This is a genomic window from Methylobacterium sp. UNCCL125 (assembly GCF_900116795.1).
GTDB lineage: Bacteria > Pseudomonadota > Alphaproteobacteria > Rhizobiales > Beijerinckiaceae > Methylobacterium > Methylobacterium fujisawaense.
Genome location: NZ_FPBW01000003.1, coordinates 184785 through 209611, shown reverse-complemented (window position 1 = coordinate 209611; position 24827 = coordinate 184785). Strand labels below are relative to the sequence as shown.

The 24827-nt window shown below is 70.2% G+C and carries 28 protein-coding genes, 1 tRNA gene and 1 riboswitch; of the genes, 12 read left to right on the top strand and 17 right to left on the bottom strand.

Annotated features, from left to right (window positions below; genetic code table 11):
• Positions 1 to 5: 5 nt before the first annotated feature.
• From BM396_RS02885 to hrpB, 7 genes are all read right to left on the bottom strand, one after another.
• On the bottom strand, positions 6 to 1244 hold the full coding sequence (locus BM396_RS02885) for a CCA tRNA nucleotidyltransferase (RefSeq protein WP_081948675.1): 1239 nt from the start codon (positions 1242 to 1244) through the stop codon (positions 6 to 8).
• Positions 1241 to 1498, bottom strand: coding sequence for a DUF6111 family protein (locus BM396_RS02880; protein ID WP_043351706.1), 258 nt, complete (start codon positions 1496 to 1498; stop codon positions 1241 to 1243). Before BM396_RS02880 ends, BM396_RS02885 begins: the two co-directional genes overlap by 4 nt.
• A gap of 10 nt (positions 1499 to 1508) precedes the next feature.
• The gene (locus tag BM396_RS02875; RefSeq protein WP_043351712.1) at positions 1509 to 2180 is read right to left on the bottom strand and encodes a CoA pyrophosphatase; all 672 of its coding nucleotides are present in this window, start codon (positions 2178 to 2180) and stop codon (positions 1509 to 1511) included.
• Positions 2177 to 2761, bottom strand: coding sequence for a DUF1285 domain-containing protein (locus BM396_RS02870; protein ID WP_043383315.1), 585 nt, complete (start codon positions 2759 to 2761; stop codon positions 2177 to 2179). Before BM396_RS02870 ends, BM396_RS02875 begins: the two co-directional genes overlap by 4 nt.
• A 293-nt stretch (positions 2762 to 3054) precedes the next feature.
• Positions 3055 to 4278 carry an SMP-30/gluconolactonase/LRE family protein gene (locus BM396_RS02865; RefSeq protein WP_043383312.1) on the bottom strand — a complete coding sequence of 408 codons (1224 nt, stop codon included), beginning with the start codon at positions 4276 to 4278 and terminating at the stop codon, positions 3055 to 3057.
• A gap of 74 nt (positions 4279 to 4352) precedes the next feature.
• Entirely contained in the window at positions 4353 to 4778 is a 426-nt protein-coding gene (locus BM396_RS02860) for a PaaI family thioesterase (protein WP_043383310.1), read from the bottom strand.
• Positions 4779 to 4825: 47 nt separating this feature from the next.
• A complete protein-coding gene (hrpB, locus tag BM396_RS02855) occupies positions 4826 to 7291 on the bottom strand; it encodes an ATP-dependent helicase HrpB (RefSeq protein ID WP_043383307.1) in 2466 nt (821 codons plus the stop codon).
• Between the two features lie 163 nt (positions 7292 to 7454).
• Between hrpB and BM396_RS02850 the strand changes: the two genes are divergently transcribed.
• The 4 genes from BM396_RS02850 to BM396_RS02835 all read left to right on the top strand — a co-directional run bounded on the left by BM396_RS02850 (position 7455) and on the right by BM396_RS02835 (position 9774).
• Positions 7455 to 8090 (top strand): carboxymuconolactone decarboxylase family protein, encoded by a 636-nt coding sequence (locus BM396_RS02850; RefSeq protein ID WP_051976090.1) that lies wholly within the window; start codon positions 7455 to 7457, stop codon positions 8088 to 8090.
• A gap of 150 nt (positions 8091 to 8240) precedes the next feature.
• Complete coding sequence (locus tag BM396_RS02845; protein ID WP_043383304.1) at positions 8241 to 8474, top strand: hypothetical protein; 234 nt, start codon at positions 8241 to 8243, stop codon at positions 8472 to 8474.
• Between the two features lie 106 nt (positions 8475 to 8580).
• Positions 8581 to 9000: a hypothetical protein gene (locus tag BM396_RS02840; RefSeq protein WP_051976089.1), complete on the top strand. Its 420-nt coding sequence runs from the start codon at positions 8581 to 8583 to the stop codon at positions 8998 to 9000.
• A 75-nt stretch (positions 9001 to 9075) separates the two neighbouring features.
• Positions 9076 to 9774 (top strand): YoaK family protein, encoded by a 699-nt coding sequence (locus BM396_RS02835; protein WP_043383301.1) that lies wholly within the window; start codon positions 9076 to 9078, stop codon positions 9772 to 9774.
• On the opposite strand, the gene BM396_RS02830 is transcribed toward BM396_RS02835, so the two are convergent.
• The 5 genes from BM396_RS02830 to BM396_RS02815 all read right to left on the bottom strand — a co-directional run bounded on the left by BM396_RS02830 (position 9764) and on the right by BM396_RS02815 (position 11970).
• Positions 9764 to 10012, bottom strand: coding sequence for a hypothetical protein (locus tag BM396_RS02830; protein ID WP_043383298.1), 249 nt, complete (start codon positions 10010 to 10012; stop codon positions 9764 to 9766). The two genes, BM396_RS02835 and BM396_RS02830, sit on opposite strands and share 11 nt — an antisense overlap.
• Before the next feature lie 103 nt (positions 10013 to 10115).
• The gene (locus BM396_RS32595) at positions 10116 to 10334 is read right to left on the bottom strand and encodes a hypothetical protein (RefSeq protein WP_124263037.1); all 219 of its coding nucleotides are present in this window, start codon (positions 10332 to 10334) and stop codon (positions 10116 to 10118) included.
• Positions 10335 to 10386: 52 nt separating this feature from the next.
• Positions 10387 to 10473, bottom strand: a tRNA-Leu gene (locus BM396_RS02825).
• Between the two features lie 33 nt (positions 10474 to 10506).
• Positions 10507 to 11700 carry an FAD-dependent monooxygenase gene (locus BM396_RS02820; protein WP_043383295.1) on the bottom strand — a complete coding sequence of 398 codons (1194 nt, stop codon included), beginning with the start codon at positions 11698 to 11700 and terminating at the stop codon, positions 10507 to 10509.
• Positions 11701 to 11712: 12 nt separating this feature from the next.
• Positions 11713 to 11970 carry a zinc-finger domain-containing protein gene (locus BM396_RS02815; RefSeq protein WP_043356067.1) on the bottom strand — a complete coding sequence of 86 codons (258 nt, stop codon included), beginning with the start codon at positions 11968 to 11970 and terminating at the stop codon, positions 11713 to 11715.
• A gap of 199 nt (positions 11971 to 12169) precedes the next feature.
• On the opposite strand from BM396_RS02815, the gene map reads away from it, so the two are divergent.
• The 6 genes from map to BM396_RS02785 all read left to right on the top strand — a co-directional run bounded on the left by map (position 12170) and on the right by BM396_RS02785 (position 17939).
• Positions 12170 to 12997, top strand: a complete 828-nt coding sequence (gene map, locus BM396_RS02810) for a type I methionyl aminopeptidase (protein WP_043383292.1) — start codon at positions 12170 to 12172, stop codon at positions 12995 to 12997.
• 6 nt (positions 12998 to 13003) lie between these two features.
• Complete coding sequence (gene radC, locus BM396_RS02805; protein ID WP_043356061.1) at positions 13004 to 13750, top strand: RadC family protein; 747 nt, start codon at positions 13004 to 13006, stop codon at positions 13748 to 13750.
• Between the two features lie 96 nt (positions 13751 to 13846).
• Entirely contained in the window at positions 13847 to 15280 is a 1434-nt protein-coding gene (locus BM396_RS02800; protein WP_043383289.1) for a circularly permuted type 2 ATP-grasp protein, read from the top strand.
• Between the two features lie 65 nt (positions 15281 to 15345).
• A complete protein-coding gene (locus BM396_RS02795; RefSeq protein ID WP_043383286.1) occupies positions 15346 to 16293 on the top strand; it encodes an alpha-E domain-containing protein in 948 nt (315 codons plus the stop codon).
• 21 nt (positions 16294 to 16314) lie between these two features.
• Positions 16315 to 17142, top strand: coding sequence for a transglutaminase family protein (locus tag BM396_RS02790; RefSeq protein WP_043356055.1), 828 nt, complete (start codon positions 16315 to 16317; stop codon positions 17140 to 17142).
• Between the two features lie 44 nt (positions 17143 to 17186).
• Positions 17187 to 17939 carry a proteasome-type protease gene (locus BM396_RS02785; RefSeq protein ID WP_043356054.1) on the top strand — a complete coding sequence of 251 codons (753 nt, stop codon included), beginning with the start codon at positions 17187 to 17189 and terminating at the stop codon, positions 17937 to 17939.
• A gap of 139 nt (positions 17940 to 18078) precedes the next feature.
• Here the strand turns inward: BM396_RS02785 and BM396_RS02780 are convergent, their stop codons facing one another.
• Genes BM396_RS02780 through thiO form a run of 4 tightly spaced genes read right to left on the bottom strand, consistent with a single transcriptional unit; the run spans position 18079 to position 20958 of the window.
• Complete coding sequence (locus BM396_RS02780) at positions 18079 to 18723, bottom strand: thiamine phosphate synthase (RefSeq protein ID WP_043383283.1); 645 nt, start codon at positions 18721 to 18723, stop codon at positions 18079 to 18081.
• Positions 18720 to 19523 carry a thiazole synthase gene (locus BM396_RS02775; protein ID WP_043383279.1) on the bottom strand — a complete coding sequence of 268 codons (804 nt, stop codon included), beginning with the start codon at positions 19521 to 19523 and terminating at the stop codon, positions 18720 to 18722. The genes BM396_RS02780 and BM396_RS02775 overlap by 4 nt, the downstream gene beginning before the upstream one ends.
• A 2-nt stretch (positions 19524 to 19525) precedes the next feature.
• Complete coding sequence (thiS, locus tag BM396_RS02770; protein WP_043356047.1) at positions 19526 to 19738, bottom strand: sulfur carrier protein ThiS; 213 nt, start codon at positions 19736 to 19738, stop codon at positions 19526 to 19528.
• Complete coding sequence (gene thiO, locus BM396_RS02765; RefSeq protein ID WP_043383275.1) at positions 19735 to 20958, bottom strand: glycine oxidase ThiO; 1224 nt, start codon at positions 20956 to 20958, stop codon at positions 19735 to 19737. The genes thiS and thiO overlap by 4 nt, the downstream gene beginning before the upstream one ends.
• A 64-nt stretch (positions 20959 to 21022) precedes the next feature.
• Positions 21023 to 21151, bottom strand: a riboswitch (TPP riboswitch).
• Between the two features lie 233 nt (positions 21152 to 21384).
• Here thiO and BM396_RS02760 point away from each other — a divergent pair.
• Positions 21385 to 21894 (top strand): TIGR02281 family clan AA aspartic protease, encoded by a 510-nt coding sequence (locus BM396_RS02760; protein WP_244538795.1) that lies wholly within the window; start codon positions 21385 to 21387, stop codon positions 21892 to 21894.
• Between the two features lie 416 nt (positions 21895 to 22310).
• Positions 22311 to 23432 carry a glycosyltransferase gene (locus tag BM396_RS02755; RefSeq protein WP_244538794.1) on the top strand — a complete coding sequence of 374 codons (1122 nt, stop codon included), beginning with the start codon at positions 22311 to 22313 and terminating at the stop codon, positions 23430 to 23432.
• A 102-nt stretch (positions 23433 to 23534) separates the two neighbouring features.
• Here BM396_RS02755 and BM396_RS02750 read toward each other — a convergent pair whose 3' ends face one another.
• Complete coding sequence (locus BM396_RS02750; RefSeq protein ID WP_043383266.1) at positions 23535 to 24794, bottom strand: adenylate/guanylate cyclase domain-containing protein; 1260 nt, start codon at positions 24792 to 24794, stop codon at positions 23535 to 23537.
• Positions 24795 to 24827 lie beyond the last annotated feature (33 nt).

Here is a 24827-nt window from a genome sequence, read left to right as displayed (position 1 = left end):
CTCGTTCAGCGGGCGCCCTCCAGCGCCCGCGCCAGGAGGTCGGCCCGCGCCTCGGCATCCGTCGGGCAGCCCAACTCCAGCCAGACTTTCCGCGCCGTGGCCAGCCCACGCCCGATCCCGGGACCCGGCGCCACGCCGGCCGCGACCAGATCCGCCCCCGCCAGGGGAAAGGCCGGCGACGCCCCCTCCCCCTTGAGGGTTTCAAAGGCGCTGATCGCCGTCTCCGTTACGGCAGGCCTCGGCTCCCCGGCCAGGATCGCCAGCACGTCTGCCAGCCGCGACAGGCCGTGCCCGGCCGCAAGCGCCCGCGCCGCGACCCCATCCAGCACCGCACGTCCGTGGAGATCGGCCAGCGCTTCCGCGTAGCCGATGAGCTGTCCGTGCTCGCTCTTCGAGAGACGCAGCCGCTCGCGCAGCCGATCCGCGTCGTGCCGAGCCCCGACCGAGAGGGCCGCGAGGCGCATCACCGGAGACAATCCCGCAGCGGCGGCGCGCTCCAGCCGCCCGAGTTCACCGACGCCGCCGGTGATCCGCTGCAGCAGGCCGGTCGCGCTCAGCGTCGCCACCATGGCCGGACCGCCGGAGGCCGCCAGCAGCTTCAGGAACTCCGCGCGCACGCGCTCGCGGGAGAGCCGGTCCAGACTGTCCCGCGCGGCCACACAGGCGGCGAGCGCCGCCGCATCGGGCGCCCCGGCGCCGAAACGCGCCTGGAACCGGAAGAAGCGCAGGATCCGCAGGGCGTCCTCGCGAATGCGGGTCGCCGGATCGCCGATGAAGCGCACCCGCCCGGCTTCGAGATCGGGCAGGCCGCCCACTGGATCGTGCGGCGTTCCGTCCGCACCGAGCGAGAGCGCGTTGATCGTGAAGTCCCGGCGCTCGGCATCGCGGAGGAAGTCCGTGCCGAAGCGGACGACGGCGTACCGTCCGTCGGTCTCGACGTCCTCGCGCAGGGTTGTGACCTCGATCGGCCCGTCTTCGGTCACCAGGGTGATCGTCCCGTGCTCGATCCCGGTCGGCACCGCCTTGAGGCCGCGCGTCCGCTGCGCCGCATGCATCACCGCCTCGGGCAGCAGGGTGGTCGCCATATCGATGTCGGCGGTCTGCACGCCGAGCAGCGCGTCGCGTACGCAGCCGCCGATCAGGCGGGTCTCGGCACCGGGGGCATCCAGGGCCGCGAGCACGCGGCGCACGCCCGGGCGGTCGAGCAGGGCCATGAGACCGACTTGGTCGAGCGCGCGGTTCACCGGAATCCACCGGGCACGAGGCGGCCGTTCTCCATGTGGGTGGGCACGTAGCCCGCCGAGCGACGCTCGGAGAACAGCCCCTCGTAGACGAGCGTGCCGATCACCACCGCCAGCCCGGCCAGGACGAGGCGGAACAGGTGCGGGTCCCAGTGCACCCGGCGCAGAGGGTTGCGGCCGGACAGCAGCAGGTAGACCAGGAAGAGGGCGAAGGGGACGAGGAAGAGGCCAAACTCTTCGAGGACGCGGCGCAGCATGCCTGGCAGCCTATCGCGCCGGGCGACCAACGTCGCCCGACTCCGTTTCCGGATAGAGCCGTTCCCGGAGATTGTTCAGAATCCCGGCGGTGACACCCCAGATCAGCCGCTCGCCGTAGGTCAAGGCATAGAACCAGCGCTCGCGGCCCTGCCAGGCGCGGGAGCGCAGGCGATAGCGTTCCGGATCCATGAGAATCGGGAATGGCACCTCGAAGACATCGGCCACTTCGGCAGGGTTCGGCGTCAGGGTTACCTCGGAATCGACCAAGCCGATCACCGGGGTCACCAGGAATCCGGTGCCCGAGAGATACGGGTCGAGATAGCCGAGCAGCCGCACGGCCGCGGGCAGCAGCCCGATCTCCTCGAAGGCCTCCCGCAGGGCCGCATCCGCGGGGCCGGGATCGGTGGGATCGATCTTACCCCCCGGCAGCGCGACCTGTCCGGAATGGTCGCGCAGGTTGGCCGCCCGCATGGTGAGGATGAGGCTCGGACCGTCCGCGCGGCGCACGACCGGGACGAGGACCGCGGCCCGGCGATGGGGCGGCGGCGGCATCACGGCCGTGCCATCCGGATCGAGGCTGTGGTCGCCGCGGGGATTGGAGGTCGGATCGTCCGGTCCCGGCGGATCCGGCGACAGGCCGGCCGCAGCGCGGGCGAGAAACTCGGCGAGCGGGTCGCTCACGCGGCGGCGACCGGTGCGATGGTGTGGAAGGTGCCGCCGGCCCACAGGCCGAGCCAGGGCCTCCCGTCGACGAGGCGTTCCTCGGCGAGATCCACAAGGTCGTAGGTGAGCGCCCGGGTCACGAGCGCCCACAGCCCGCGGCGGACATGGAGGTAGGGCTTCAGGGCCCCGTCCGGCCCCTCCTCGAAGCGCAGGGCGTGCTCCGCGTCGACGCTCACCAGATCGTCGACATTGGTACGGAAGGAGAGGCGCCGGTCCGCTCCCGTGCCGTCGACGGCCATCTCGACGGCCACGAAGGCCGCATCCTCGACGGTGATCCCGACGCTTTCCACCGGCGTGACCAGGACAGTCCGGCCATCCGGCTCGCGCCGCAGGATGCTGGCGAACAGCTTGACCAGCTTGTCCCGCCGGATCGGCGAACCGTTGTGGTGCCACGTTCCATCGGCGGCGATGCGGATGTCGATGGCGCCGCAATAGGGCGGATCCCAGCGTTCCACGGGCGGCAGGCCGCGCTTGGGAAGGTCCCCGAGGGCCGCGCTGAGGCGGCTCAAGGTCGGGTCGGGGGCGGGATCCACGCTCATACCCATGACAGATAGCGTGCCGGTGCGCCGTCAGCCATGGCCGGCCGAAGGATCCAGCCGGATCCGGTCCCGATCGCAGGGCCGCGCTATCGGCCCGACGCACGCATGCGCGAAGGCCGGATCACCGATCCGCGCCCTCCTCCTGGGGCCCCGGCGGGGATGCCTCGACGGAGGGCTTCTGGGATCACACGCGGGCTAATCGTTCGAGGCCCACTGCCGCGGGCACCCCAGCGAGAGGGCGTGAGAGGTGGGTCGCCTGCCGCCGCGGAGCGCTGCGGGGCGCACCCGAATCCTCAGGCCGGCCCTGCACCCTGCGTGTTCACCGTCAGCGCATAGAGCGACTGGCTGGCCGCCATGAACAGGCGGTTGCGCTTCGGGCCGCCGAAGGTGAGGTTCCCGCACACCTCCGGCAGGCGGATCCGTCCGATGAGCTTGCCCTTCGGCGACCAGACGGTGACGCCGTTGTAGCCTACGGCCCGGCCGGCATTGCTGGAGACCCAGAGATTGCCGTCGACATCGGCCCGCAGGCCGTCGGGGCCGCATTTCACGCCGTCCACGATGCAATCCGAGAACAGGCGCTTGTTCGAGAGTAAGGCCCCGCCTCCGACATCGAAGGCGTAGATCTCGCCCTTGCCGCCGGGCCCCGTATCCCCCGGTCCCTTCCCCGTGGAGCAGACGTAGAGCGTCCGGTGATCGGGCGAGAAGCACAAGCCGTTCGGATCGGGCACCTCATCGTCGGTGAGCACCCGGTCGATCCGCCCCGACGGGTCGATGCGGTAGACCGCGTTGGGCAGCACCCGCCGCCGGGACGCTGTCCCGGCCGGCTGGCCGAGCCGCGGGTCGAGATGGCCCTGCGGATTGCTCGGGCCGCCCGCCGCGTCCGGCAGCCCCTCGTAGAGCAGCGCGCCGTAGGGCGGATCGGTGAACCAGTAGGCGCCGTCCGGATGCTGGACCACATCGTTGGGCGAGTTGAGCGGCTTGCCGTCGAACGCATCGGCCAGGATCGTCGCCGCCCCGTCGAGTTCGTAGCGCACGACCCGACCGGTGGCGTGCTCGCAGCTGATCTGCCGCCCCTGATGATCGAAGCTGTTGCCGTTCGCGTTGTTGCTCGGCATCCGGAAGACGGAGACGTGCCCGTCTTCCTCCAGCCAGCGCATCTGCCGGTTGTTGGGGATATCGCTCCAGACGAGGTAGCGGCCGACGGCGTTCCAGGTCGGCCCCTCCGCCCAGAGGGCGCCGGTCCAGAGCCGGCGGATGGCGCTGTTCGGCACGATGTAGGGTTCGAAGGCCGGGTCGACCGCGACGACGTCCGGATCGGTGAAGTAGGTGGTGGGGGCCGCGCCGGGCCGGAAGTCGCGCGGCGGATTGGTCACCGTGCTGGGCGGCTTAGGTTGCGCCTCCGCTCCGTCGGGCGTTGCGGCGAAGGCCGCCAACCCCGCGAGGATCGCGCGTCGAGAGGGTCGAGCCGGACCGCGCTTCGCCTCGACGCCGGATGTATCGGTCTGCGACGATCGCATGCGATCCTCCATTGCGCACCCGGTCGGAACGACGCGACGCGCGGCGGCAAGCTAGGACAGATGTCCTGAGATGGTCAATCCGGGCGGCGGCGCAGGATCTTCCACACGCCGTCCGCCGAGGCCAGGAGGCGCGTGTCGTCGCGGACGTCGCCACGCATGAACACGAGGGAGCCGGTGCGCTTGACCACCTGCGGCCGGATCTCGATCCAGTCGCCGAGGCGGCCGACATCGATGAACTTCATCTCCAGCTGGATCGTCACGCAATTGGCGCCGCCCGCGGCCTGCATCGCGGTCTCGCCCAGCGCGCGGTCGGCGAAGCTCATGAGCATGCCGCCATGGACCACGCCGATCAGGTTGGCGTGCTTCTGCTCGGCCCGAAACGCGTAGGCGCCGTCGGTGCCGCGGACATGAAGCGGACCGACATGGGCGATGAAGCCCTTGTCCTCCACCAGCGCCCAGCCGGCGGCTGCGGGGTCGAAAGCGGTCGTGTCCGTGGTCATCGCGTCCGATCCGTTGGTGTCGATGCGGAGGAAGGGCGTTGCGGCCGTCAGGTTCCGCGCGGCTTGGCCCGGCGGGTCGGCGCCTCGCTGAGCGGATCCTCCGGCCAGGGATGGCGCGGATAGCGGCCGCGCATCTCGGACCGCACCGCCGCCCAGGATCCGCGCCAGAACCCGGGCAGATCGCGGGTGATCTGGATCGGCCGCTGGGCCGGCGACAGCAGGTGCAGGACGAGCGGCCGTCCTCCGGCCCGGGGATGCCGGTCGAGGCCGAAGAGCTCCTGGACCCGGACGGCCAGCGCCGGTTCCTCGGCCGTGTAATCCACCGGGATGCGCGAGCCGGTCGGGACCTCCACGTGGGTCGGCGCCTCCGCGTCCAGCCGGGCGCGCAGCGCCCAGGGCACCAGGCTCTGGAGGGCGCCGGCGAGATCGTCCGCGGTGACCGACGCGAGGGTGGCGCGCCCCACGAGGGACGGCGCCAGCCACGTCTCCGCGGTTCCGGCCAGCACCGCGTCCGACAGGTCCGGCCAGGTGTCGCCCTCGGCGGCGTGGAGGAAAATCACCCGGGCGCGCCATTGCGCCAGGGCCGGCGTCCACGGCAGTCGCTCGATCCCGAGATCGGCGATGCCCCGCGCCAGGATCTCGGCGCTCTCCGGATCAGACGGCACCGGCAGCGGCCGTGACCCGAGACTGACCGCGCCGAGTCGCCGGACCGCCCGCGCCCGCAGGGCGGCGGCCTGCGGGTCGAAGGCAATCTCGGTGCGCGACTCGATCCGGTCGGCGAAGAGGCGCTCGATCGCCTCGGCCCCGATCGCCGCCGCGGCCAGGATCCGGGCGCTCGCGGCCGATCCCGCCAGATCGGCGATCACCAGATAGGTTTCGCGGGCGAGCGGGCTCGCCGGGTCGAGGCGACCGGCCCGTCCGCTCGCCATCACGAACTCGCCGTCGCGGCCGCGCGCCCGGGCCACCCGGTCGGGATAGGCGAGCGCCAGGAGCGGGCCGGCGGCGACCGGGCCGGCATCCGGGAGCGCGGAATTGCCTGCCCCGGCGATCCGGGCCCAGCCGTCGGCGAGCCGGCGCATGTCGGCGGCGCGTCCGCCGCGGTCGCGGCGGAACCGCTCGACCCGCTCGTCGAGGTCGAGACTGTCCCCCCCGAGGCCGCGCTCCACCAGCACGGCGGCGAGGTCGGCGGCGGCCCGTGCGTGGCCGTTTCCGGCCGCGACCGCCACTATACGGGCGAGCCGCGGCGGAAGCGGCAGGGCTCGCAGGCGCGCGCCGACCGGCGTCAGGCGCCCATCGGCATCGAGCGCCCCCAGTTCGGTCAGCAGGGCGCGGGCCTCCGTCAGGGCCGGCGCGGGGGGCGGGTCGAGGAAGGCGAGCGTGCCCGGATCGGTCACGCCCCAGGCGGCGCAGTCGAGGAGCAGCCCGGCGAGGTCGGCGGACAGGATCTCCGGCCGCGTGAACGGTTCGAGGGCGTTGGTGCCGGCCTCGGACCAGAGGCGCCAGCACAGGCCCGGCTCGGTGCGGCCGGCGCGGCCGCGGCGCTGGTCCACCGAGGCGCGGGAGGCGCGGGCCGTGACCAGACGGGTCAGGCCCAGGCCCGGCTCGTAGACCGGAACCCGAGCCAGTCCCGAATCGACCACGATCCGGACGCCCTCGATGGTCAGCGAGGTCTCGGCGATACTCGTCGCGAGAACGACCTTCCGGGTTCCGGCGGCCGCCGGGGCGACGGCGCGGTCCTGCTCGGCGGGTGTCAGCGCCCCGTAGAGAGGCGCGAGCTGCACGTCCGGTCCGACCTTCTCGGCCAGCAGGTCGACGGTCCGGCGGATCTCCGCCTGTCCGGGCAGGAACACCAGGATCGAACCGGGATCCGCCCGCAGGGCCCGCAGCGTCACCTCGGCGATCGAATCCTCGATCCGCCGGTTCGGATCGCGCTCCGCGTATCGGGTCTCCACCGGAAAGGCGCGGCCCTCGGAGGCGATCACGGGCGCGTCGTCCAGCAGCCGCGCGACCCGGGCGCCGTCGAGGGTCGCCGACATGACGAGGATCCGCAAATCCTCCCGAAGGCCGCCCTGCGCGTCGAGCGCCAGCGCGAGGCCAAGGTCGGCGTCCAGGGAGCGCTCGTGGAACTCGTCGAACAGGACAGCGCCGATCCCGGAGAGTTCCGGATCGTCCAGGATCATGCGGGTGAAGACGCCCTCGGTGACCACCTCGATCCGCGTCCGCGCCGAGATCTTCGAGCCGAGGCGGACCCGAAGGCCGACGGTCCCGCCGACCGGCTCGCCGAGCGTCTGCGCCATGCGGGCGGCCGCTGCCCGGGCGGCGAGGCGGCGCGGCTCGAGCAGGATGATCCTGCGCCCGTCGAGCCACGGCGCCCCCAGCAGGTCCAGGGGCACGCGGGTCGTCTTGCCGGCTCCGGGAGGGGCTACCAGGACGGCGGCATTCCGCGCGGCGAGCGCGCGACGCAGATCGGGGAGCGCTGCCTCGATCGGCAGCATGGATGCGGAGCCGGCCATCGCGGCCGCTGATGGCGCGGCGCGGCGTCGAGCGCAACCGGCTTGGCCGGTCCGTGACGCCGCGCGGGTTTCGACACGGTCTTCGCCGTGCGGACCCTGGCATATGGACGGCGCTGCCGCGATCGTGCGGCCTGACGGCACAACACCCAGAATGAGAGAACCGATGAACCCCTTCCGCCGCGCGCTGACGCTCGCCGCCCTCTCCCTGGCCCTGCCGCTGGCGACGGCCGCCGCGCAGGCGCAGGACCGGCTGCCGACCATCCCGCCGAAGGACTACAGCCCCGAGCAGAAGCAGGCGGCCGAGGCCTTCGCGCAGGCCCGGGGCAAGCCGCCCTTCGGGCCGTTCGAGCCGCTCATGTATTCCCCGGAGGTGATGACGCTGGCCCGGTCGATGGGCGACTACCTGCGCTTCAAGCCGAAGATCGGCACCACGCTCTCGGAACTGGTGATCCTGATGACCGCCCGCCGCTGGACGCAGGATTACGAATGGTACGTCCACGCGCCGATCGCCGAGAAGGCCGGTATCGCCCCCGAGATCATCGCGGCGATCCGCGACGGCCGCCGGCCTGCGAAGATGAGCGACGACGAGACCATCGTCTACGACTTCACCGCGGAACTGCAGGACACCAAGCGCGTCTCCGACGCGACCTTCGCGCGGGCCGAGGCCCGGTTCGGCAAGCCCGGTGTCGTCGATCTGGCGGCGATCTCGGGCTACTACACGTTCCTGGCCATGGAGCTGAACGCGGCGCGCTATGCGATTCCCGCGGACGGCAAGCCCCTGCCGCGCCTGCCCGAGTGAGCCGGCTTATCCACAGCCCTTCAGCTGGGAAATCGGTGTTTTCCACAGGGTTCGGAGGGCGTTGCGCGAACGGCCGGGGCGACGTTGACGGAACGTTAACCCTTATGGCTTGTTCTCTTTTCGTTCCCGGACGCAACGAAGGAGAACCCGATGCTGACCCAGGTCCTGGCCCAGCGCGATGATCACGTGTGCCCCGTCGAGGCGATCAGCACCGCGTATCTCGGCTTTGCCGGCGGCGATGCCGGCATCGCCCTGCGGTGCGCGATCGCCGACGCTCTGTCCGACCTGATGGAGGCCGAGCGGCGCACCCGTGAGCGCAGCCGCCTGATCTCCCGCGGGTATATCCGGACCGCCCCCGATCCGGAGGGCGCGCCGACAAGCTGAACAGTTGCTGCAGGGCGGCTTCAGCTTCGGTGCAGCGCGGGTTTGGCACTGTCTCTCTCGTGATCCGGGACGCCGCAGGCGGTCCCCGGTTTTCTGGAGACAGGTCATGACACGCATCGCTCTGCTCTCGGCCGCCGCGCTGATCGGCGCGGGCTCCCTGGCCTCCACGACCGCTGAAGCCCGCGGCGGCGGCGCTATCGCGGCGGGCATCATCGGCGGCCTCGCGGCCGGCGCGCTGATCGGCGCCGCAACCCAGGCCCATGCGGCGCCCGGTTACGGCTATGGCTATGCCGATTACGGCTACGCCCCCGCCCCGGTGGCGGTACGGCCGGCCCCGGTCTACCGCGTCTACGAGGAGGATGCGCCGGTCTACGCTACACGCCGGACCGTGACGTACGAGCGGGTTCCTGTCGGCTACGGCCCCGCCCGCCACTGGCACGGTGACTGGCGCGGCGACTGGGATGGCGGCTACGGTTATCGCGGCTGGTTAGTTTTAGGGAGCCCAGGGGCGCTCCGGGTGCCGTGACGGCGCCCGGGCGCGTGGCTTAAGACGGCGGCGGCATCGGGCCGATTCGGCCTCCGACACTCAACCGACGCATCCATGCTGGTCCACGAAGGCGAGACGCGCAGCCCGGCGGCCGACAGGGCGCTCGCCCTGTCGCTTGCGGGGGTGGCCGGCGCGCTGAACACCGCCGGGTTCTACGCGGTCGGCCTCTACGCCTCGAACATGACCGGGAACGTCTCGGCGATCTCCGACCGCACAGGCACGGGCGATCTCGTCCTCGCCGCGCAGGCCTGCCTGCTCGTGGTCCTGTTCGTGCTCGGGGCAACGACCTCGACCTTGATGATCCGGCGCCGCCGCCGGAAGGCCGGTCCCGGCGCATATGCCTACAGCGTCTGCGCGGAGGCGCTCCTCCTCGTCGCCGTGGGCCTGCTCGTCCTGCCGCTTGCCGAGCCGGTCCGGAGCCACACCCTTGTCCTCGGCCTGAGCTTCATCCTGGGCCTGCAGAATGCGGCGGTGACCAAGATCTCCGAGGCGCGGGTGCGGACCACGCACGTGACCGGCATGATCACCGATATCGGGATCGAGCTCGCGCGTTGGCTGGACCGCGACGCATCCGCGTCCGATCGGCTGAAACCCCATGATCCGGTGCGGCTGCGGCTGTATCTGCTGACCGTCGGCGCCTTCCTGGGCGGCGGCTTGGTGGGTGTGGTCGCCTATCGGCTCGTCGGCGTGGCGCTGCTGTTCGCGGCGGCCGCGATCCTGGCCTGCCTCGCCCTGCCCGCCCTCAGGCGCTGATATCGAGAAGCTGGCCCATCATGCGGTCGGCGGTGCGCGCCACCGCGGCATTGAGCGCGAAGGCCGATTTGGACCCGACCAGATCCGCGGCGGCACTCGTGAGATCCACCTGGGCGGCGGGCGGCAGAGCCGTGTCGCCGACCGGGGCACCGCTCGCCGCGATGGTCTCGGCCGCGTTCCCGAGCCGGTCGGTGGCCCGGGTCATGCCGGTCGTGGCGGTCTGAAGGGCGTCGATCATGTCGGAATCTCCCCGCGGGCGATCCTGGCAGGGAGACGACAAGAGCCGGTTTCGGTGATCGCTCAAATGCGACCGATCCCGGCCGACCCGCGCCGCAGGCGTCTCAACCCCGCGGCGCACACACGGTGACCGGGGAGGCCCCGCCATAGGGCCGCTCCGCTTCGGCGATCTGCTTCGCGGCGGCCTCGCAGGCCTGCTTGCTGTTGAACTCGACCGATCCGATCGCGGAGCCCGAGCCGGCGAGCATGATGATGAGCACGTAGACCACGCCATTCTCCTCCGGCGCCCCGGTCCGACGGGCGGTGCGCGGGCTGGGTTTCACGGGGCTGCGAACCGGTTGCGACCGCACGGACGGGCGCGTCGCGATGGCGGGGTGGTGCGGACGGCGGGACTCGAACCCGCACGGCCTTGCGGCCGCAAGATTTTAAGTCTCGTGCGTCTACCGGTTCCGCCACGTCCGCATGCGCCCTCGGTAGCGGGGGCGGCGGGCCCGATCAAGCGTGGGGCGTCCAGCCGTAGAGCCAGGCGTAGCGGTCGCGCATGCCGTCCGGGCCGAGCCGGGCGATCACGGCGTTGCGCACGAGCGCCACCACGCCGCCGGCATGATAGGTGCGGCCGTTGCTCCGTGCCGCCTTCTGGACGCGTCGCACCCGGGCGGTCCGCGCGCCCGAGAACGCGGCGAGCGCCGCCGGCACATCCGCATGGTCCGCGAGGGCACGCGTCAGGACTGCGGAATCCTCGATCGCCAGGGCCGCCCCCTGCGCGAGGTAGGGCAGGACCGGATGGGCCGCGTCGCCGATCAGCGCGACCCGGTCGCGAGCGAGCGGACGCGCCACGGCCCGGTCGGCGAGCGACCAGACCAGCCAGGAATCCGGAAGGCTCAGAAGGTCGCGCAGCGGCCCGGCACAGCCGCGCAGATGCCCGCGAAGGACGGCCGGCTCCCCGAGGCGGCCCCAGCCCTCGTCGCTCACCGCCTCGGGAACGACCGCCACGACGTTGAGGAACTGGCCGTCCCGCACCGGGTAATGCACCACGTGCCGGCCGCGGCCGAGCCAGAGACCGGTCGCGGCGCCGCGCAACTCCTCCGGTACCGCCTCCATGGGGATCAGCGCCCGCCACGCTGCGGCCTGGCCCGGGCGAAGCGGCGCCGTATCGAGATGGGCGCGCAGGCGCGACCGAATCCCGTCCGCACCGATCGCGAGGTCGAAGGCGACATCCTGGGCACCGCTCGCGCCCTCGACGGTGAGGGCGGCCTCGGACGGTGTCTGGGCGACGGCCGTCACGGTGCGGCCCATCATCAGTCGGATCGCCGAACGACTGCGCAGCGCGTCGAGGAGCAGGGTCTGCAGGTCTGCGCGGTGGATGACGTAGTAGGGCGCGCCGAAGCGCGCCTGCGCCTGCGCGCCGAGCGCCACGCTGCCTATGCGGCGGCCGCTGTCGAGGGCCCGGATCTCCACCGACGGCGGCTCGCTCGCCGCCCGGCGCAGGGCGGCCGAGAGACCGAGGCCGGCCAGAACCCGGCTCGCATTGGGCGAGATCTGAATCCCGGCCCCGACCTCGCTGAAGCCGGTCCGGCGCTCGATTACCGTCACGGCATGGCCGGCATCCGACAGCGCCAAAGCCGCCGTCAGCCCGCCGATCCCGGCACCGACGATCCCGATCCGCAGAGATGGCCTGTCAGAGGGCACGGGGGGCGGCGCCTACTCCGCCGCGAGCTTGGCGTCGTCCCGCCACACGCAGGCCTGCGGCTCCGCCTCGTCGGCCTTCAGGCCGGCCCGGTAGCGATAGAGCGTCGAGCAGTACTGGCAGATGATCTCGTTGTCGGCGCCCATGTCGAGGAACACGTGCGGGTGGTCGAACGGCGGCAGCGCGCCGATGCACATGAACTCCTTCACGCCCACGGTGATCACCGGCACGCCCGGCTCGTTGTGGAAGTGCGGTACCGCCTTGCCTGCCATCCGGCCCTCGCCTGCCCCGTGACCGATCGCGCAGCGAATCTGCCCGCGCGCGCCCGGGCGCCTCGCGGCCGCTTATGCCGCCAGCCCCGCAGCCGGCGCAAGCCTCGCTCCTCCTGCATCGGACGCGGCTTGGCCTCCAGCGCGCCGCACCGTACATAGAGCGACGCCCGATTGACGACGCCGCGAAAAAGTCCCGACCATGCAGCAGGAACAGGCCAGTGCGCAGGGTGCGCGCCGCGCCCCGGAACCGCCGATTCACGGTCCCGAGGGCTTCGAGGGCATGCGCCGGGCCGGGCGCCTCACCGCCGAGGCCCTCGACCTGCTCATGGAGGCGACGCAGCCCGGCGTCACCACCGAGGAGCTCGACAAGCTCGCCTACACCTTCGCCATGGATCACGGCGCCTATCCGGCCTCGCTGCTCTATCGCGGCTATCCGAAGTCGATCTGCACCTCGATCAACCACGTGGTCTGCCACGGCATCCCCAACGACAAGCCCCTGCGCGAGGGCGATATCGTCAACCTCGACATCTGCCTGATCCTCGACGGCTGGCACGGTGATTCGAGCCGCATGGCCTATGTCGGCGAGGTGCCGCGCAAGGCCCAGCGCCTGTGCGAGATCACCTACGAGGCGCTGATGCGCGGCGTCGCGGCGGTGAAGCCCGGCGGCTCGACCAACGACATCGGCCGGGCGATCCAATCCTTTGCCGAGAGCGAGCGGTGCTCGGTGGTGCGCGACTTCTGCGGACACGGGCTCGGACGCACCTATCACGACGCGCCCACGATCCTGCACTACGTCGAGGCGAGCTACGACGTGCCGTTCAAGCCCGGCCAGTTCTTCACGATCGAGCCGATGATCAATCTCGGGCGCCCCGCCGTGAAGGTGCTGGGCGACGGCTGGACCGCCGTGACCCGCGACCGTTCGCTCTCCGCCCAGTTCGAGCACACCGTCGGCGTCACCGAGACCGGCGTCGAGATCTTTACGATCTCGCCGAAGGGGCTGCACCAGCCCGTCAACCCGGCGGCCTGACCGGCCGTGGCGCCGGGGCCGGACGAGGGTGAGGCGGGGCTGTTCGCTGACAGTGCCGTCCCGTCGTCCGTGGAGAAGGAGCCGCCGCACTACCACGGCCACCGGGACCGCCTGCGGGAGAAGTTCGCGACGGTCGGCGGCGACGCGCTCCCCGATTACGAATTGCTGGAACTCGTCCTGTTCCGGGCGATCCCGCGGCGCGACGTGAAGCCGCTCGCCAAGGCGCTGGTCGCCCGGTTCGGCAGCTTCGCCGAGGTGGTCAGCGCCGAGCCGGCGCGGCTCCTGGAGGTGGAAGGGGTGAGCGCCGGGGTCGCCTCGGACCTCAAGGTGATCGAGGCGGCGGGCCGGCGGCTTGCCCGCGGTGCGATCCGCGAGCGCGCGCTTCTGGCATCGTGGAGCGCGCTGCATGAGTACCTGCGCGCCACCATGGCGTTCGCGCCGCGCGAGGAATTCCGCATCCTGTTCCTCGACAAGCGCAACCACCTCATCGCGGACGAGGTGCAGGGGCGCGGCACCGTCGACCACACGCCGGTCTATCCCCGCGAGGTCGCCCGCCGGGCGCTGGAACTGTCGGCGACCGCGATCATCCTGGCCCACAATCATCCGTCCGGCGATCCGGCCCCGTCCGCCGCCGACGTGGCGATGACCCGCGAGATCGTGACCGTCCTGGCGCCGCTGAAGATCGTGGTGCACGATCACGTGATCCTCGGCCGCAACGGTCACGCTAGCCTGAAAGGCCTGAAGCTCATCTGATCCTCCGGCCGCCTTGAGCGTTATCGCCTGCGGATATAGCCATGAATGAATGGCGCGCCTCTTGCCTCAGAAGCGGGAGCGTACGGGAGGAGTGAGATGGCGGTGACGGCCTTCGACGAGATGAACGGGATCGGCGCATCCGATCCGGCTGCCGTCCGTGACGCCTATGGCCAGCTCAAGGCCTGGCTGGAATCCACGCCACCCGAGCATTTCAACACCCGTCGCAGCCAGGCCGAGCTGCTCTTCCGACGGATCGGCATCACCTTCGCGGTCTACGGCGACAACGAGTCGACGGAGCGCCTGATCCCGTTCGATATCATTCCCCGGGTGATCACCAAGCCGGAATGGGCCTTCCTGGAGCGTGGGCTGAAGCAGCGGGTCACCGCCATCAACCTGTTCCTGAAGGATATCTACGGCGCCCAGGAGTGCATCAAGGCCGGCATCATCCCGGCCGATCTCGTCTACCGGAACGCCCATTACCGCATGGAGATGCGGTCCTTCCGGGTCCCCCACGACCTCTACGTCCACATCGCCGGCATCGACATCGTGCGGACCGGCGAGAACGACTTCTTCGTCCTGGAGGACAATGCCCGGATCCCGTCGGGCGTCTCCTACATGCTGGAGAACCGGGAGGTGATGCTGCGCCTGTTCCCGGACCTGTTCTCCAAGCACCGGGTCGCGCCGGTGGAGAACTACCCGGACTCCCTGCTCGCAACCCTGCGCAGCCTCGCGCCGGGCTCGACGACCCGGGACCCCACGGTCGTGCTGCTGACGCCAGGCCGCTACAATTCTGCGTTCTACGAACACTCGTTCCTGGCCGACAAGCTCGGCGTCGAGCTGGTGGAGGCATCCGACCTCTTCACCAAGGACGACGTGGTCTACATGCGCACCACCGAGGGGCCGCGGAAGGTCGATGTGATCTACCGCCGCCTCGACGACGATTTCCTCGACCCGCTGGTCTTCCGGCCCGATTCGGTGCTGGGCGTGCCCGGCCTGATGAACGCCTACGAGCGCGGCTCCGTCACCTTGGCGAACGCGGTCGGCACCGGCATCTCGGACGACAAGGCCGTCTACAGCTACATGCCGGAGATCGTGAAATTCTTCACCGGCGAGGAGCCGATCCTGCACAACGTGCCGACCTATCGCTGCCGCGAGAAGGACGCCTTCGCGTACGTGATGGACAACCTCTCCGAGTTGGTGGTGAAGGAAGTCAACGGTTCGGGCGGCTACGGCATGCTGGTCGGCCCGCACGCCAGCAAGCGCGAGCTGGACGACTTCGCCCGAAAGCTCAAGCACGCGCCCGACGGGTTCATCGCCCAGCCGACTCTCTCGCTCTCCACCTGCCCGACCTTCGTGGCCTCCGGCGTTGCGCCCCGTCACGTCGACCTGAGGCCTTTCGTGCTGTGCGGGGCGGACAAGATCCGGATCGTGCCGGGCGGTCTGACCCGGGTGGCGCTGAAGGAAGGATCCCTGGTGGTCAATTCCAGCCAGGGCGGTGGCACGAAGGACACCTGGGTGCTCGACGCCTAAGGTCCGCGACGTCCGGACGTTCCGAGGCGCGGACACCGTGGTCCGCACGACTTGGCTGAAGACCGATGCTTTCCAGGACTGCCGACAATCTCTTCTGGCTCTCGCGCTACGTGGAGCGGGCCGACTTCGTGGCCCGCATCCTCGATGCGGCCCACCGTTTCGCCTCGCTGCCGACGAGCTACGGCGGCGGCGGGAGCAACGAGTGGGAATCCGCCCTCGCCTCAGCCGGCGACCCGGACGCGTTCAAGACGCACTACAGTGCGGTGAACGCCGACACGGTCTGCGATTTTCTGGCCTTCAGCCCGCACAACCCGTCCTCGATCCGCTCTTGCATCGAGGCGGCCCGCGAGAATGCCCGCTCGGTGCGCACGGCGCTCACCACCGAGATGTGGGACGCGATCAACGGCGCGTGGCTGGAGTTGCGCAACTACGCCGGCAAGGACCTCAACCGCGACGAATTCGGCCGCTTCCTCGACTGGGTGAAGACCGTCTCGCTGACCTTCGATGGCTCGGCCTTCCGGACGATGCTGCGCAACGACGCCTTCTGGTTCACACGGCTCGGCACGGCGATCGAGCGGGCCGACAACACCGCCCGCATCCTCGACGTGAAGTACCAGATCCTGCTGCCGCACGACGAGACGGTGGGCGGCAGCCTCGACTACTTCCAGTGGACCACGATCCTGCGCGAAGTCTCGGCGTTCAATGCCTATCACTGGGTGTATCGCGAGAGCGTCAAGCCGCTGCTGGTGGCCGACCTGCTGATGCTCAACAAGCAGATGCCGCGCTCCTTCGCCAACTGCTACGGCGTGATCGTCGAGTATCTGGATCTCATCGCCGACGCCTACGGGCGCCGGGGCCCGAGCCAGCGGCTCGCCGGCAACATGCTGGCGAAACTGGAAGGCGAGGATATCAACCGAGTCTTCGCCTCAGGGCTGCACGAATTCGTCGAAGTGTTCATTGCCGAGAACAACAGGGTGGGCGAGGCGATCGCCAAGCAGTATCTGGTCGGCTGAACGAGACGGACAGGACAGCGCATGCGCATCCGCGTGGTTCACGAGACCATCTACACCTACGAGCAACCGGCCCGCGGGCTCGTGCAGGTCCTGAGGCTGACGCCCCGGGATCATGACGGCCAATACGTCCGCACGTGGCGGATCGACACCACCATCGACGGGCGGCTCACCGCCCGCGAGGACGGGTTCGGCAATGTCGTCCATTGGTTCACCCCGGACGAGCCGGCCGACGCCCTCACCATCCGCGTGACCGGCGAGGTCGATACCGATGACACGAACGGTGTCGTGCGCGGCACTGTGGAGCGCCTGCCGGATCAGTTCTTCCTGCGCGACACGGATCTGTGCGCGGCGAGCCCCGAGCTGCACGCCTTCGCGGAACGCGTCGCCGCGGAGGGCGACGGTGCGGTTCTGGCTCTCCTGCACAGGCTGATGGGCGCCGTCCGCGGCGCGGTGACCTACGAGCCCGGCCCCGCCTCCAGCGCGGTTCCAGCCGCCAAGGCCTTCGCGGCCGGGAGCGGCGTCTGCCAGGATCTCGCCCACGTCTTCCTTGCCGCCGCCCGCCACATCGGCATCCCGGCCCGCTACGTGGCCGGTTACCGGGCCCGGGACGACGGGCAGGCGGATGTCGAGGCGCCCCATGGCTGGGTCGAGGCCCTGGTGCCGGATCTCGGCTGGGTGGCGTTCGATCCGTGCTACGACGTCAGCCCCTCGGACAATTACATCCGCGTCGCAACGGGCCTGGACTATCTCGGCGCAGCCCCGATCCGCGGCAGCCGCACGGGGGGTGGCACCGAAACACTGGACGTGAAGCTCCGGGTCGAGCAAGGCAGGACCGCCGCCCAATCCTGATCGTTCAGACACCGGTCCGCCGGCCGTAGGAGAACCCGAAGACGATGACCTACTGCGTCGGTGTCCTGGTCGAGGAAGGGCTGGTGATGGTCGCCGACACCCGCACCAATGCGGGGCTCGACGATATCTCGACCTACCGAAAGCTGCACCATTTCAACGTACCGGGCGAGCGGGTGATGATGCTCGCCTCGGCCGGTAATCTCTCGATCACCCAGTCTGTTCTCAGCATGCTTCAGGAGGGCGTGCCCGGCGAGGAGGACGACGAGCCGCCGCAGAAGCTCGTCGAGGCGCCGACCATGTTCCAGGCCGCGCAGCTGATCGGCCGGGCCATCCGACGGGTGCGGGCGATCGAGAAGGACGGGTTCGAGGCGGCCAACATCCGGTTCTCGATCTCGCTGCTGTTCGGCGGCCAGATCGGGAATGGCGAGATGCGCCTGTACCTGATCTATTCGGCCGGCAATTTCATCGAGTGCAGCACCGATGCGCCCTTCCTTCAGATCGGCGAGCACAAGTACGGCAAGCCGATCCTCGACCGGGCGGTGAGATACACGACCGAGCTGTACGACGCCCTGAAGGTCAGCCTCGTCTCGATGGATTCGACCATGCGGTCGAATCTCGGCGTGGGGCTGCCGATCGACATCGCCCTGGTTCGCCGGAACGCGCTGACGCTGGAAGTGAATCACCGGATCGAGGCTGGTGAGGGCTACTTCCACGACCTGCGCGAGCGCTGGTCGGCGGCGCTCCGGGCCGCGCATCGGGCCATCCCGCGGCCGCCTTACGGGCCGGCGGACAAATAGGGCTTGCGCGAAGATCCGATCCGGCGCCGTGTCCGCGCGGACTTGCGGCTGATATCGCCCCGCCCGTCGTCCCGAGCGGAGCAAAGGGCCCCGGGTCCGTGCCGGTCGCGAGGCCCGTGCGCCGACCGGCTGGCGCCCCTCAGACGGGGGCGCGATCGGCCGAGCTCCAGGCCTTCAGGACGGCCTGCGCGGCCTCGGCCGGCTCGCGCGCTCGCATCAGCCCACCCATGATGGCGACCGCCGCCGCCCCGGCGGCCCGGCATCCGCCGATTCGGTCCGCGTCGAGACCGCCGAGCGCCACGATCGGAAGCTCGCGATCGCAGGCCGCCGCGAGCCCCGCGAGGCCGAGCGCCGGGCCGTAGCCCGGCTTGCTGGCGGTCGCATAGATCGGGCTGAGGGTGGCGTAATCGGCACCGGCCGACGCCGCCTGGGCGACCTCGTGCGCCGCATGGGCCGACACGCCGATCAGCGCCCGCTCTCCCAGCGCCGCCCGTGCCGCCGCGATGGCCTCCGGTCTCGAGCCGCCGCCGAGATGGACGCCGTCGGCCCCGAGGGCGCGCGCCAACGCGACGTCACCGCCGACCGTCAGGACGCCTTTCGCGGCCCGCACGCGTTCTGCCACGGCCTCGCCGAGGCGCCGACGGGCGTCCGTCTCCAGATCGCGGTCCCGGAACCAGATCCAGCGCCCGCCGCCATCGAGGATCGCCTGCACCGTCTCGGCGAGCGGCCGTGGATGCCCGTGCCGGTCCGTCACCGCGAGCAGCGGCGACGGCAGCGCCCTCACGAGCCGACGAGGCCGAGCTGCGGGCTCGATGGCTCGGCCCGGCCGCGGCGGGGAATGCGCCCGGCGCAATACGCGTCGCGTCCGGCCTCCACCGCCCGGCCCATGGCGCGGGCCATGCGCACGGGATCGTCGGCCTTGGCCACCGCGGTGTTGATCAGGCAGGCGGCGGCGCCGAGTTCCATGGCGATCACCGCATCCGAGGCGGTGCCGATCCCGGCATCGACCACGACCGGCACCTTCGCCCGGCGGCAGATCAGTTCGAGATTGGCCGGGTTGGCGATGCCCATCCCAGACCCGATCAGTGAGCCCATGGGCATCACGGCGGCGCAGCCAATATCCTCCAGGCGCTGGCATACGATCGGGTCGTCGTTGCAGTAGGGCAGCACCACGAAGCCGTCATCGACGAGATGGCGGCAGGCCTCGATCAGCTCCATCACGTCCGGGTAGAGCGTCTCCCGGTCACCGATCACCTCGACCTTAATCCAGTTGGTATCGAGCGCCTCACGGGCGAGTTCGGCGGTCATGATCGCGTCGCGGGCCGTCTCGCAGCCGGCGGTATTCGGCAGGAAGCGCTTGCCCTTCAGGATCTTGACCGTGTCCGAGCCGTGGCCCTGCAGCGAGACCCTGCGGATCGAGGCGGTGACCACCTCGGCGCCGCTCGCCTGGACGGCGTCGCGCATGATCGCCTGCGTCGGATAGCCGGCGGTGCCGATGAACAGTCGCGACGACAGGCTCACGCCGGCGATGGTCAGGCTGTCATCCCCACCTTCGGGACGCAGCGGCGTATGGGTCTGATCCATGCTCAACCTCCCTGCATGGCGCGAACGATCTCGACGCGGTCGCCCTCCGCGATCCGGGTTTCCCCCCAGTCGCGGCGGCGCAGCACCCGGCCGTTCAGCGCGATGGCGACGCCCTGCGGGCTCTCGATGCCGCTCTCCGCGGCCTCGAGGCGGAACAGCGCGTCCACCGTCTCGGCCGCGCAGTCGCGCGGCTCACCGTTGACGACGAGCTTCATGCCGAGGCCCTCAGCGCGTCCGGTTGGCCGAAGCGCAGGCGGGTGAAGGGACGGGCGACCTCGGGCAGCGCGCCGTGCAACACCAGCGCGGCGATCGCCTCGGCGGTGATCGGGGCGAGCAGGTAGCCGTTGCGGTGATGCCCCGTGGCGGCGACGAGGCCCGGTGCGATGGTGTCGAGGATCGGCGCGTCGTCGTCCGAGGTCGGGCGGTAGCCGCTCCAGACGCCCTCGACTTCCATCTCCTCGATACCGGGCAGCACCCGGCGGGCGCCCTCCAGCAGCGCGTAGAGCCCGCCCGCGGTAACGCCGGGCCGGAAGCCGCAATCCTCCACGGTCGCGCCGACGATGAGCTGGCCGTCGCTCTTCGGCGCCATGTGGACCTGCTCGGTCCAGACCATCCGCGCGAGGGTGCCGGTGCGGGCGGTGGTGCGCAGCGCCAGGGACTGGCCCTTCAGCGGACGGACCGGAAGGGCGAGCGCGTCGGGGAGCAGACCGCCCTCCCCGCTCCAGGCGCCGGAAGCCAGGATGACGGTCTCCGCGGCGACGACGCGGTCGCCGGCGCGGATCCCGGTCACGCGGCCGCCCGACCAGTCGAGGGTGGTGACGGCGGTCCGCTCCACCAGGATCACGCCGGCCCGGCGACAAGCCTCGTTGAGGGCCTCCATGACCAGACGGGGATCGACCTGATGGTCCGGCGGGCAGTGGATCCCGGCGGTGACGGAGGGGCGCAGGCCGGGCTCCAGGCGCCGCACCTCGCTGCCCGGCAGCCAGGTGGCGTCGAGTCCCGAGCGGCGCTGCAGGTCGTAGCGGAAGCGCAGGCGTTCGACCTCGTCGCGGCCGACCGCCAGCACCAGGGTGCCGTCGGCCCGATAGTCGATGGTTCGGCCGGACTCGGCCTCAAGGGCGTCGCGGAAGCCGGGCCAGAGCCGGAGCGAGTCCAGGGCGAGCGGCAGAAGCGGGTCCGAGCCGGGCTCGTGCTCGGCGGCCGGAGCCAGCATGCCGGTGGCCGCGAGGCTCGCGCCCGCGCCGATCGTCTCCCGCTCCAGCACGGTCACCGTGCGGCCGGCCCGCGCGAGCCGCCACGCGATCGACAGACCGATCAGCCCGCTGCCGATGACGGCGACGTCGGTCCGCGCCGGCAGGACGGCGGGCGCGACGACGCCCTCGGGATTGCGGCGGCGGCCGATCGGTGAGGCAGGTCGGTCGAAGGGCACAGGCATCTCCGCGGATTGCCGTCGCGGGGAGCGGGCCGTGCGCTTCTGCCAGAAGCTGTGGCCTGCCTTTCGGGCGGCCGCGGTCCAATCCCTACGCCGGTATGAGCCGGATCAGGTTCGAAGGATTTCCGCGCCGCAGGTCCTGAGGGACGTGCCAGCGGTTTCTCAGCCCCTTGCCGGGGATCTCCCTGGAACAGACGCAGATGTGGCGTCACGGCTTGTGTCGGTCAACCCCGCGCCGCCGCCCCTGCATCATTCCCGTGACAATCCGCGGGTCGCGGTGACAGTCCAGACACCAAGCGGACCGGAATCGGCGCGCGGACAGCGGTCGCGATAGGCGGCGCGCACCATCCCTTCACGCGTCTGGGATCTGATCGCCGGGATCCCGGACCTCCTCCGGGCGCCGGCACTCCACGTCACGGGCGAATTTGCGTGCGCACAATCCTGTTGATCTGCATGCTCGGCTTTCTCGGCGTCACGGCCGTCCTGAAGGTGCGCGATGGCATGCGGGCGGCGCCGGTCGCGCTCGCCGTCGCACCGCTGCCGGAGCCGGATCTCGCAGGCCGTGCCGCCGCCGGTGTGGCCCTCCAGGCTGGCCGCAACGGCCATTTCTTCGTCAACGCTCTGCTGGACGGCCGTTCGCTGCCGATGATGGTGGATACCGGGGCGAGCGCCTGCGCGTTCTCCGAGGAGGACGCCGCGCGGATCGGGATCCAGGTCGCTGCGTCCGACTTCACGCGCGTCTGGAACACCGCGAACGGGACGGTTCGCGTGGCGCCGATCCGGATCGCGATCGTGCAGATCGGATCGATCACGGTGCGAGACGTCGATGCGGTCGTGATCCCGCGCGGGCTCCTGTCCACCAGCCTGCTGGGCATGTCATTCCTCAGACGCCTGCGCGATTTCGGCGTCTCCGGCAGCACGATGACTTTGAGGGGCTGAAACGCCCGAACGCCCATGCCGATTTCTGGGGTCGCGGTGCGCCAACGGCGGCTGGCGCGGCCCGTCTCCCCGGGATCGGCTGCGGGACCAGGTCGATCACGCGGCCGATCCTGTGCGGAAAATATTCGGTGCGCAGGCCACGGACGGCCCGATGATGGATGGTCCCCGACCGGTTGAATAATTCAATCTTTATCGGTTAATTTATAGATCTTAGTGTATTGTGTTTGAATATTTCTGAGTTTGACCCCGATAAAGCTGCAAATACGCCGATCAATCAGAATTGTCATGGAGCAATCGGTCGTTTTGTCAATGCGCTGATGTGGTGCTAGTAGCCGTGATGACTGCGCGTTCGAGGCGTGAGTGCATGACGGGGCGGCTTCAGGATGAAGAATCGCGAATCCGCGATCTGCTTATCGATGATCGTGAAGAACGAAGCCCACGTGATCCGTCGGTGCATCGACTCTGTTCGTCCGATCATCGATCATTGGATCATCGTTGACACTGGATCGACGGATGGAACACAGGATATTATCCGTGCCGCGCTCGCGGACATACCGGGGGCCCTGGTCGAGCGCCCCTGGGTCGATTTTGCCTTCAATCGGAACGAGGCCCTGAAACTCGCGCGGCGTCACGCGCAGTACGCTCTGATCATCGATGCGGATGATGAGCTGGTCATCCCGGCCGACTTCACGATGCCGAAGTTGCATGCGCCCGGCTATCGGTTCGAGATCATCGACGAGCAGACGCGATACTGGCGCACCCAGTTGGTCAGATGCCGGGAAAACTGGCGCTACCGGGGCGTCCTGCACGAATTTCTCAGCTGCCCCGGCGTCTCCGAGACACCGGTCCTTCCCCTCGCGATGCGCCGGGGTGATGACGGCGCCCGTCACCGAGACACCTCGGCGGACGCGCGGGATATCGCCGTTCTCAAGAAGGCGTTGGCGGTCGAGACCGATCCCCACATGATCGCCCGATACACGATGTACCTCGGGACAACGTATAATGCTGCTGGAGAATACAGGAAAGCTCTCGAATGCTTTCTGAAACGAGCAGAGCTGGGCGGATGGGACGAGGAGGTCTATTACAATCTGCTGATGGCCGCCGTGAACGCGGAGCGCCTCGATGAGCCGGAGGACAGGGTGTTGCAGCTCTACGAGCGCGCGACCTCCGTCCGCCCCGCGCGGGCGGAAGCGCGCCACGGGGCCAGTCGGTTCTGCCGGTTGAGGAAGCGGTTCGCGGACGGATATCGATACGCGGAGGCGGGCCTGGCACTCGAACTTCCGAGCGAGGGGATTTCCCTGAATCCGTGGGTCTACCAATACGGCATGCTCGAAGAGTTCGCCATCAACGCGTACCATATCGGCCAGTACAGCGCGTGCGGACATGCCTGCCTGAAGATCCTCGAACGGAGGCATGTCCCGAAGGAGGTGGCCATACATGCCGGCGCCTTGGCCCGGGAGGTGATGGCGAGGATGATCGACCCGGTCTGGGGTTGCCGGCACAACCCCTACACTCTGCCGTTCGTGCCGACGTGGTGAGCCGAGCGGCGCACGGATCGGCTGCGAGCCCGGGTTCACGGCGGACGGGTGGGACGGCTTCCTGACGCCGAGAGCCGATCGAGGACGCGATCGGAGAGGGGCTCAGCTGGATTTGCGCGGGCGCAGGAACTTTGGCCGGAAGACCGCCATGGGCTCGTCGAACCCGTTGAGCCGGTGCTCGCCCAGCGGGATCGGATCCCCCCAGAGGAAGTCCACGAAGGGCTTGGACATCAGCAGCGGCTCGCCGAGGGTGCGATTCAGCTGCGCGATGCGGCTCGCGAGGTTCACGTCGCGGCCGATCACCGTGAAGTCGAGGCGGGAGCCGGACCCGACATTGCCGTAGGCGGCCTCGCCGTGGTGGAGCGCGATGCCCGCGGCCACCGGTACCGGGAACTGGTGCAGGGCGTTCGCTTCGTCGAGGGCCGCCAGGGCGTGCTGGGCCGCTGTGAGCGCACCTTTGGCCGCGCCACCGAGGTCGTCACCGGACTCCCGGAAGATCGCCAGCAGACCGTCGCCGAGATACTTCAGGACCTCGCCGCCCTCCCGCTCGATCGGCGGCACGAGGCAGTCGAAGAACACGTTGAGCAGGCCGACGGCCTCCTCGGGCGTCATGTCGGCGGAGGTCCGGGTGTAGTCGCGCATATCGGCGAATAGGATCGCCGAGCGGATCCGCGTCACCTGTCCGCGGCGGATGTCGCCGGCCAGGATCGCCCGGTGCGGCTCGTCGCCGACATAGAGCCGCAGGACGTGGTCGAGCTGCTTGTTGAGGACGCGCATCTCCATCACGGCCGCCAGCGCCGGCATGACGAAGCGCAGGATCGCGATGTCGTCGTCCCGGAACCCATCAGGGGCCCGCGTGGCGAAGGTGATGCCGTTCTGGGTGCCGTTCGTGAAGAACAACGGCGCCACCACGTAGTGGGTGTAGCCGCCGGCCTTCAGGTCCGGAACGATCGCGTAGGCGTCGTCCGGCGTCTTGGACAGGTCGAGGATCAGCCAATCGCCGGTGGCGTGGACCGTATGGAACGGGCTGTTGAGATAGGCGTCCGTCGAGCGGGCGCCGTGCGGGAACAGCCGCACGGTGGTGCCGCCGTCCCGGGTCCAGATCCGGCCAACGCCGGCATATTCCGAATGCAGGGTGTCGATGGCCGTCGATGCCCGGTCCACCGGTACGCCGACGGCGATCAGACGCTCTGCGAGCCCGGTGAGCATCTCCTCGGCGTTGGGCATCCGCGCCCCCTCGCCGAGCAGCCAGTCGCGGATGCCGACGGAGGGCTGGAGCGCGCCGAAGGGCACGTCGTCGGCCTCCGATCCGTCCGCGAAGGCCGTCGGGGATCCGGGCGGTGGCGGGCGGCGTTCGAGCATGGCGCCAGAGTGGATGCCGCGCAGCGCCGAAGC

Coding starts and splice junctions, on each gene's coding strand:
- BM396_RS02880 (WP_043351706.1), bottom strand. CDS start 1,498: ATGCTGCGCCGCGTCCTCGAAGAGTTTGGCCTCTTCCTCGTCCCCTTC.
- BM396_RS02870 (WP_043383315.1), bottom strand. CDS start 2,761: ATGAGCGTGGATCCCGCCCCCGACCCGACCTTGAGCCGCCTCAGCGCG.
- BM396_RS02865 (WP_043383312.1), bottom strand. CDS start 4,278: ATGCGATCGTCGCAGACCGATACATCCGGCGTCGAGGCGAAGCGCGGT.
- BM396_RS02860 (WP_043383310.1), bottom strand. CDS start 4,778: ATGACCACGGACACGACCGCTTTCGACCCCGCAGCCGCCGGCTGGGCG.
- hrpB (WP_043383307.1), bottom strand. CDS start 7,291: ATGGCCGGCTCCGCATCCATGCTGCCGATCGAGGCAGCGCTCCCCGAT.
- BM396_RS02850 (WP_051976090.1), top strand. CDS start 7,455: ATGAACCCCTTCCGCCGCGCGCTGACGCTCGCCGCCCTCTCCCTGGCC.
- BM396_RS02845 (WP_043383304.1), top strand. CDS start 8,241: ATGCTGACCCAGGTCCTGGCCCAGCGCGATGATCACGTGTGCCCCGTC.
- BM396_RS02840 (WP_051976089.1), top strand. CDS start 8,581: ATGACACGCATCGCTCTGCTCTCGGCCGCCGCGCTGATCGGCGCGGGC.
- BM396_RS02835 (WP_043383301.1), top strand. CDS start 9,076: ATGCTGGTCCACGAAGGCGAGACGCGCAGCCCGGCGGCCGACAGGGCG.
- BM396_RS02830 (WP_043383298.1), bottom strand. CDS start 10,012: ATGATCGACGCCCTTCAGACCGCCACGACCGGCATGACCCGGGCCACC.
- BM396_RS02815 (WP_043356067.1), bottom strand. CDS start 11,970: ATGGCAGGCAAGGCGGTACCGCACTTCCACAACGAGCCGGGCGTGCCG.
- map (WP_043383292.1), top strand. CDS start 12,170: ATGCAGCAGGAACAGGCCAGTGCGCAGGGTGCGCGCCGCGCCCCGGAA.
- BM396_RS02800 (WP_043383289.1), top strand. CDS start 13,847: ATGGCGGTGACGGCCTTCGACGAGATGAACGGGATCGGCGCATCCGAT.
- BM396_RS02795 (WP_043383286.1), top strand. CDS start 15,346: ATGCTTTCCAGGACTGCCGACAATCTCTTCTGGCTCTCGCGCTACGTG.
- BM396_RS02790 (WP_043356055.1), top strand. CDS start 16,315: ATGCGCATCCGCGTGGTTCACGAGACCATCTACACCTACGAGCAACCG.
- BM396_RS02785 (WP_043356054.1), top strand. CDS start 17,187: ATGACCTACTGCGTCGGTGTCCTGGTCGAGGAAGGGCTGGTGATGGTC.
- BM396_RS02775 (WP_043383279.1), bottom strand. CDS start 19,523: ATGGATCAGACCCATACGCCGCTGCGTCCCGAAGGTGGGGATGACAGC.
- thiS (WP_043356047.1), bottom strand. CDS start 19,738: ATGAAGCTCGTCGTCAACGGTGAGCCGCGCGACTGCGCGGCCGAGACG.
- thiO (WP_043383275.1), bottom strand. CDS start 20,958: ATGCCTGTGCCCTTCGACCGACCTGCCTCACCGATCGGCCGCCGCCGC.
- BM396_RS02755 (WP_244538794.1), top strand. CDS start 22,311: ATGATCGTGAAGAACGAAGCCCACGTGATCCGTCGGTGCATCGACTCT.
- BM396_RS02750 (WP_043383266.1), bottom strand. CDS start 24,794: ATGCTCGAACGCCGCCCGCCACCGCCCGGATCCCCGACGGCCTTCGCG.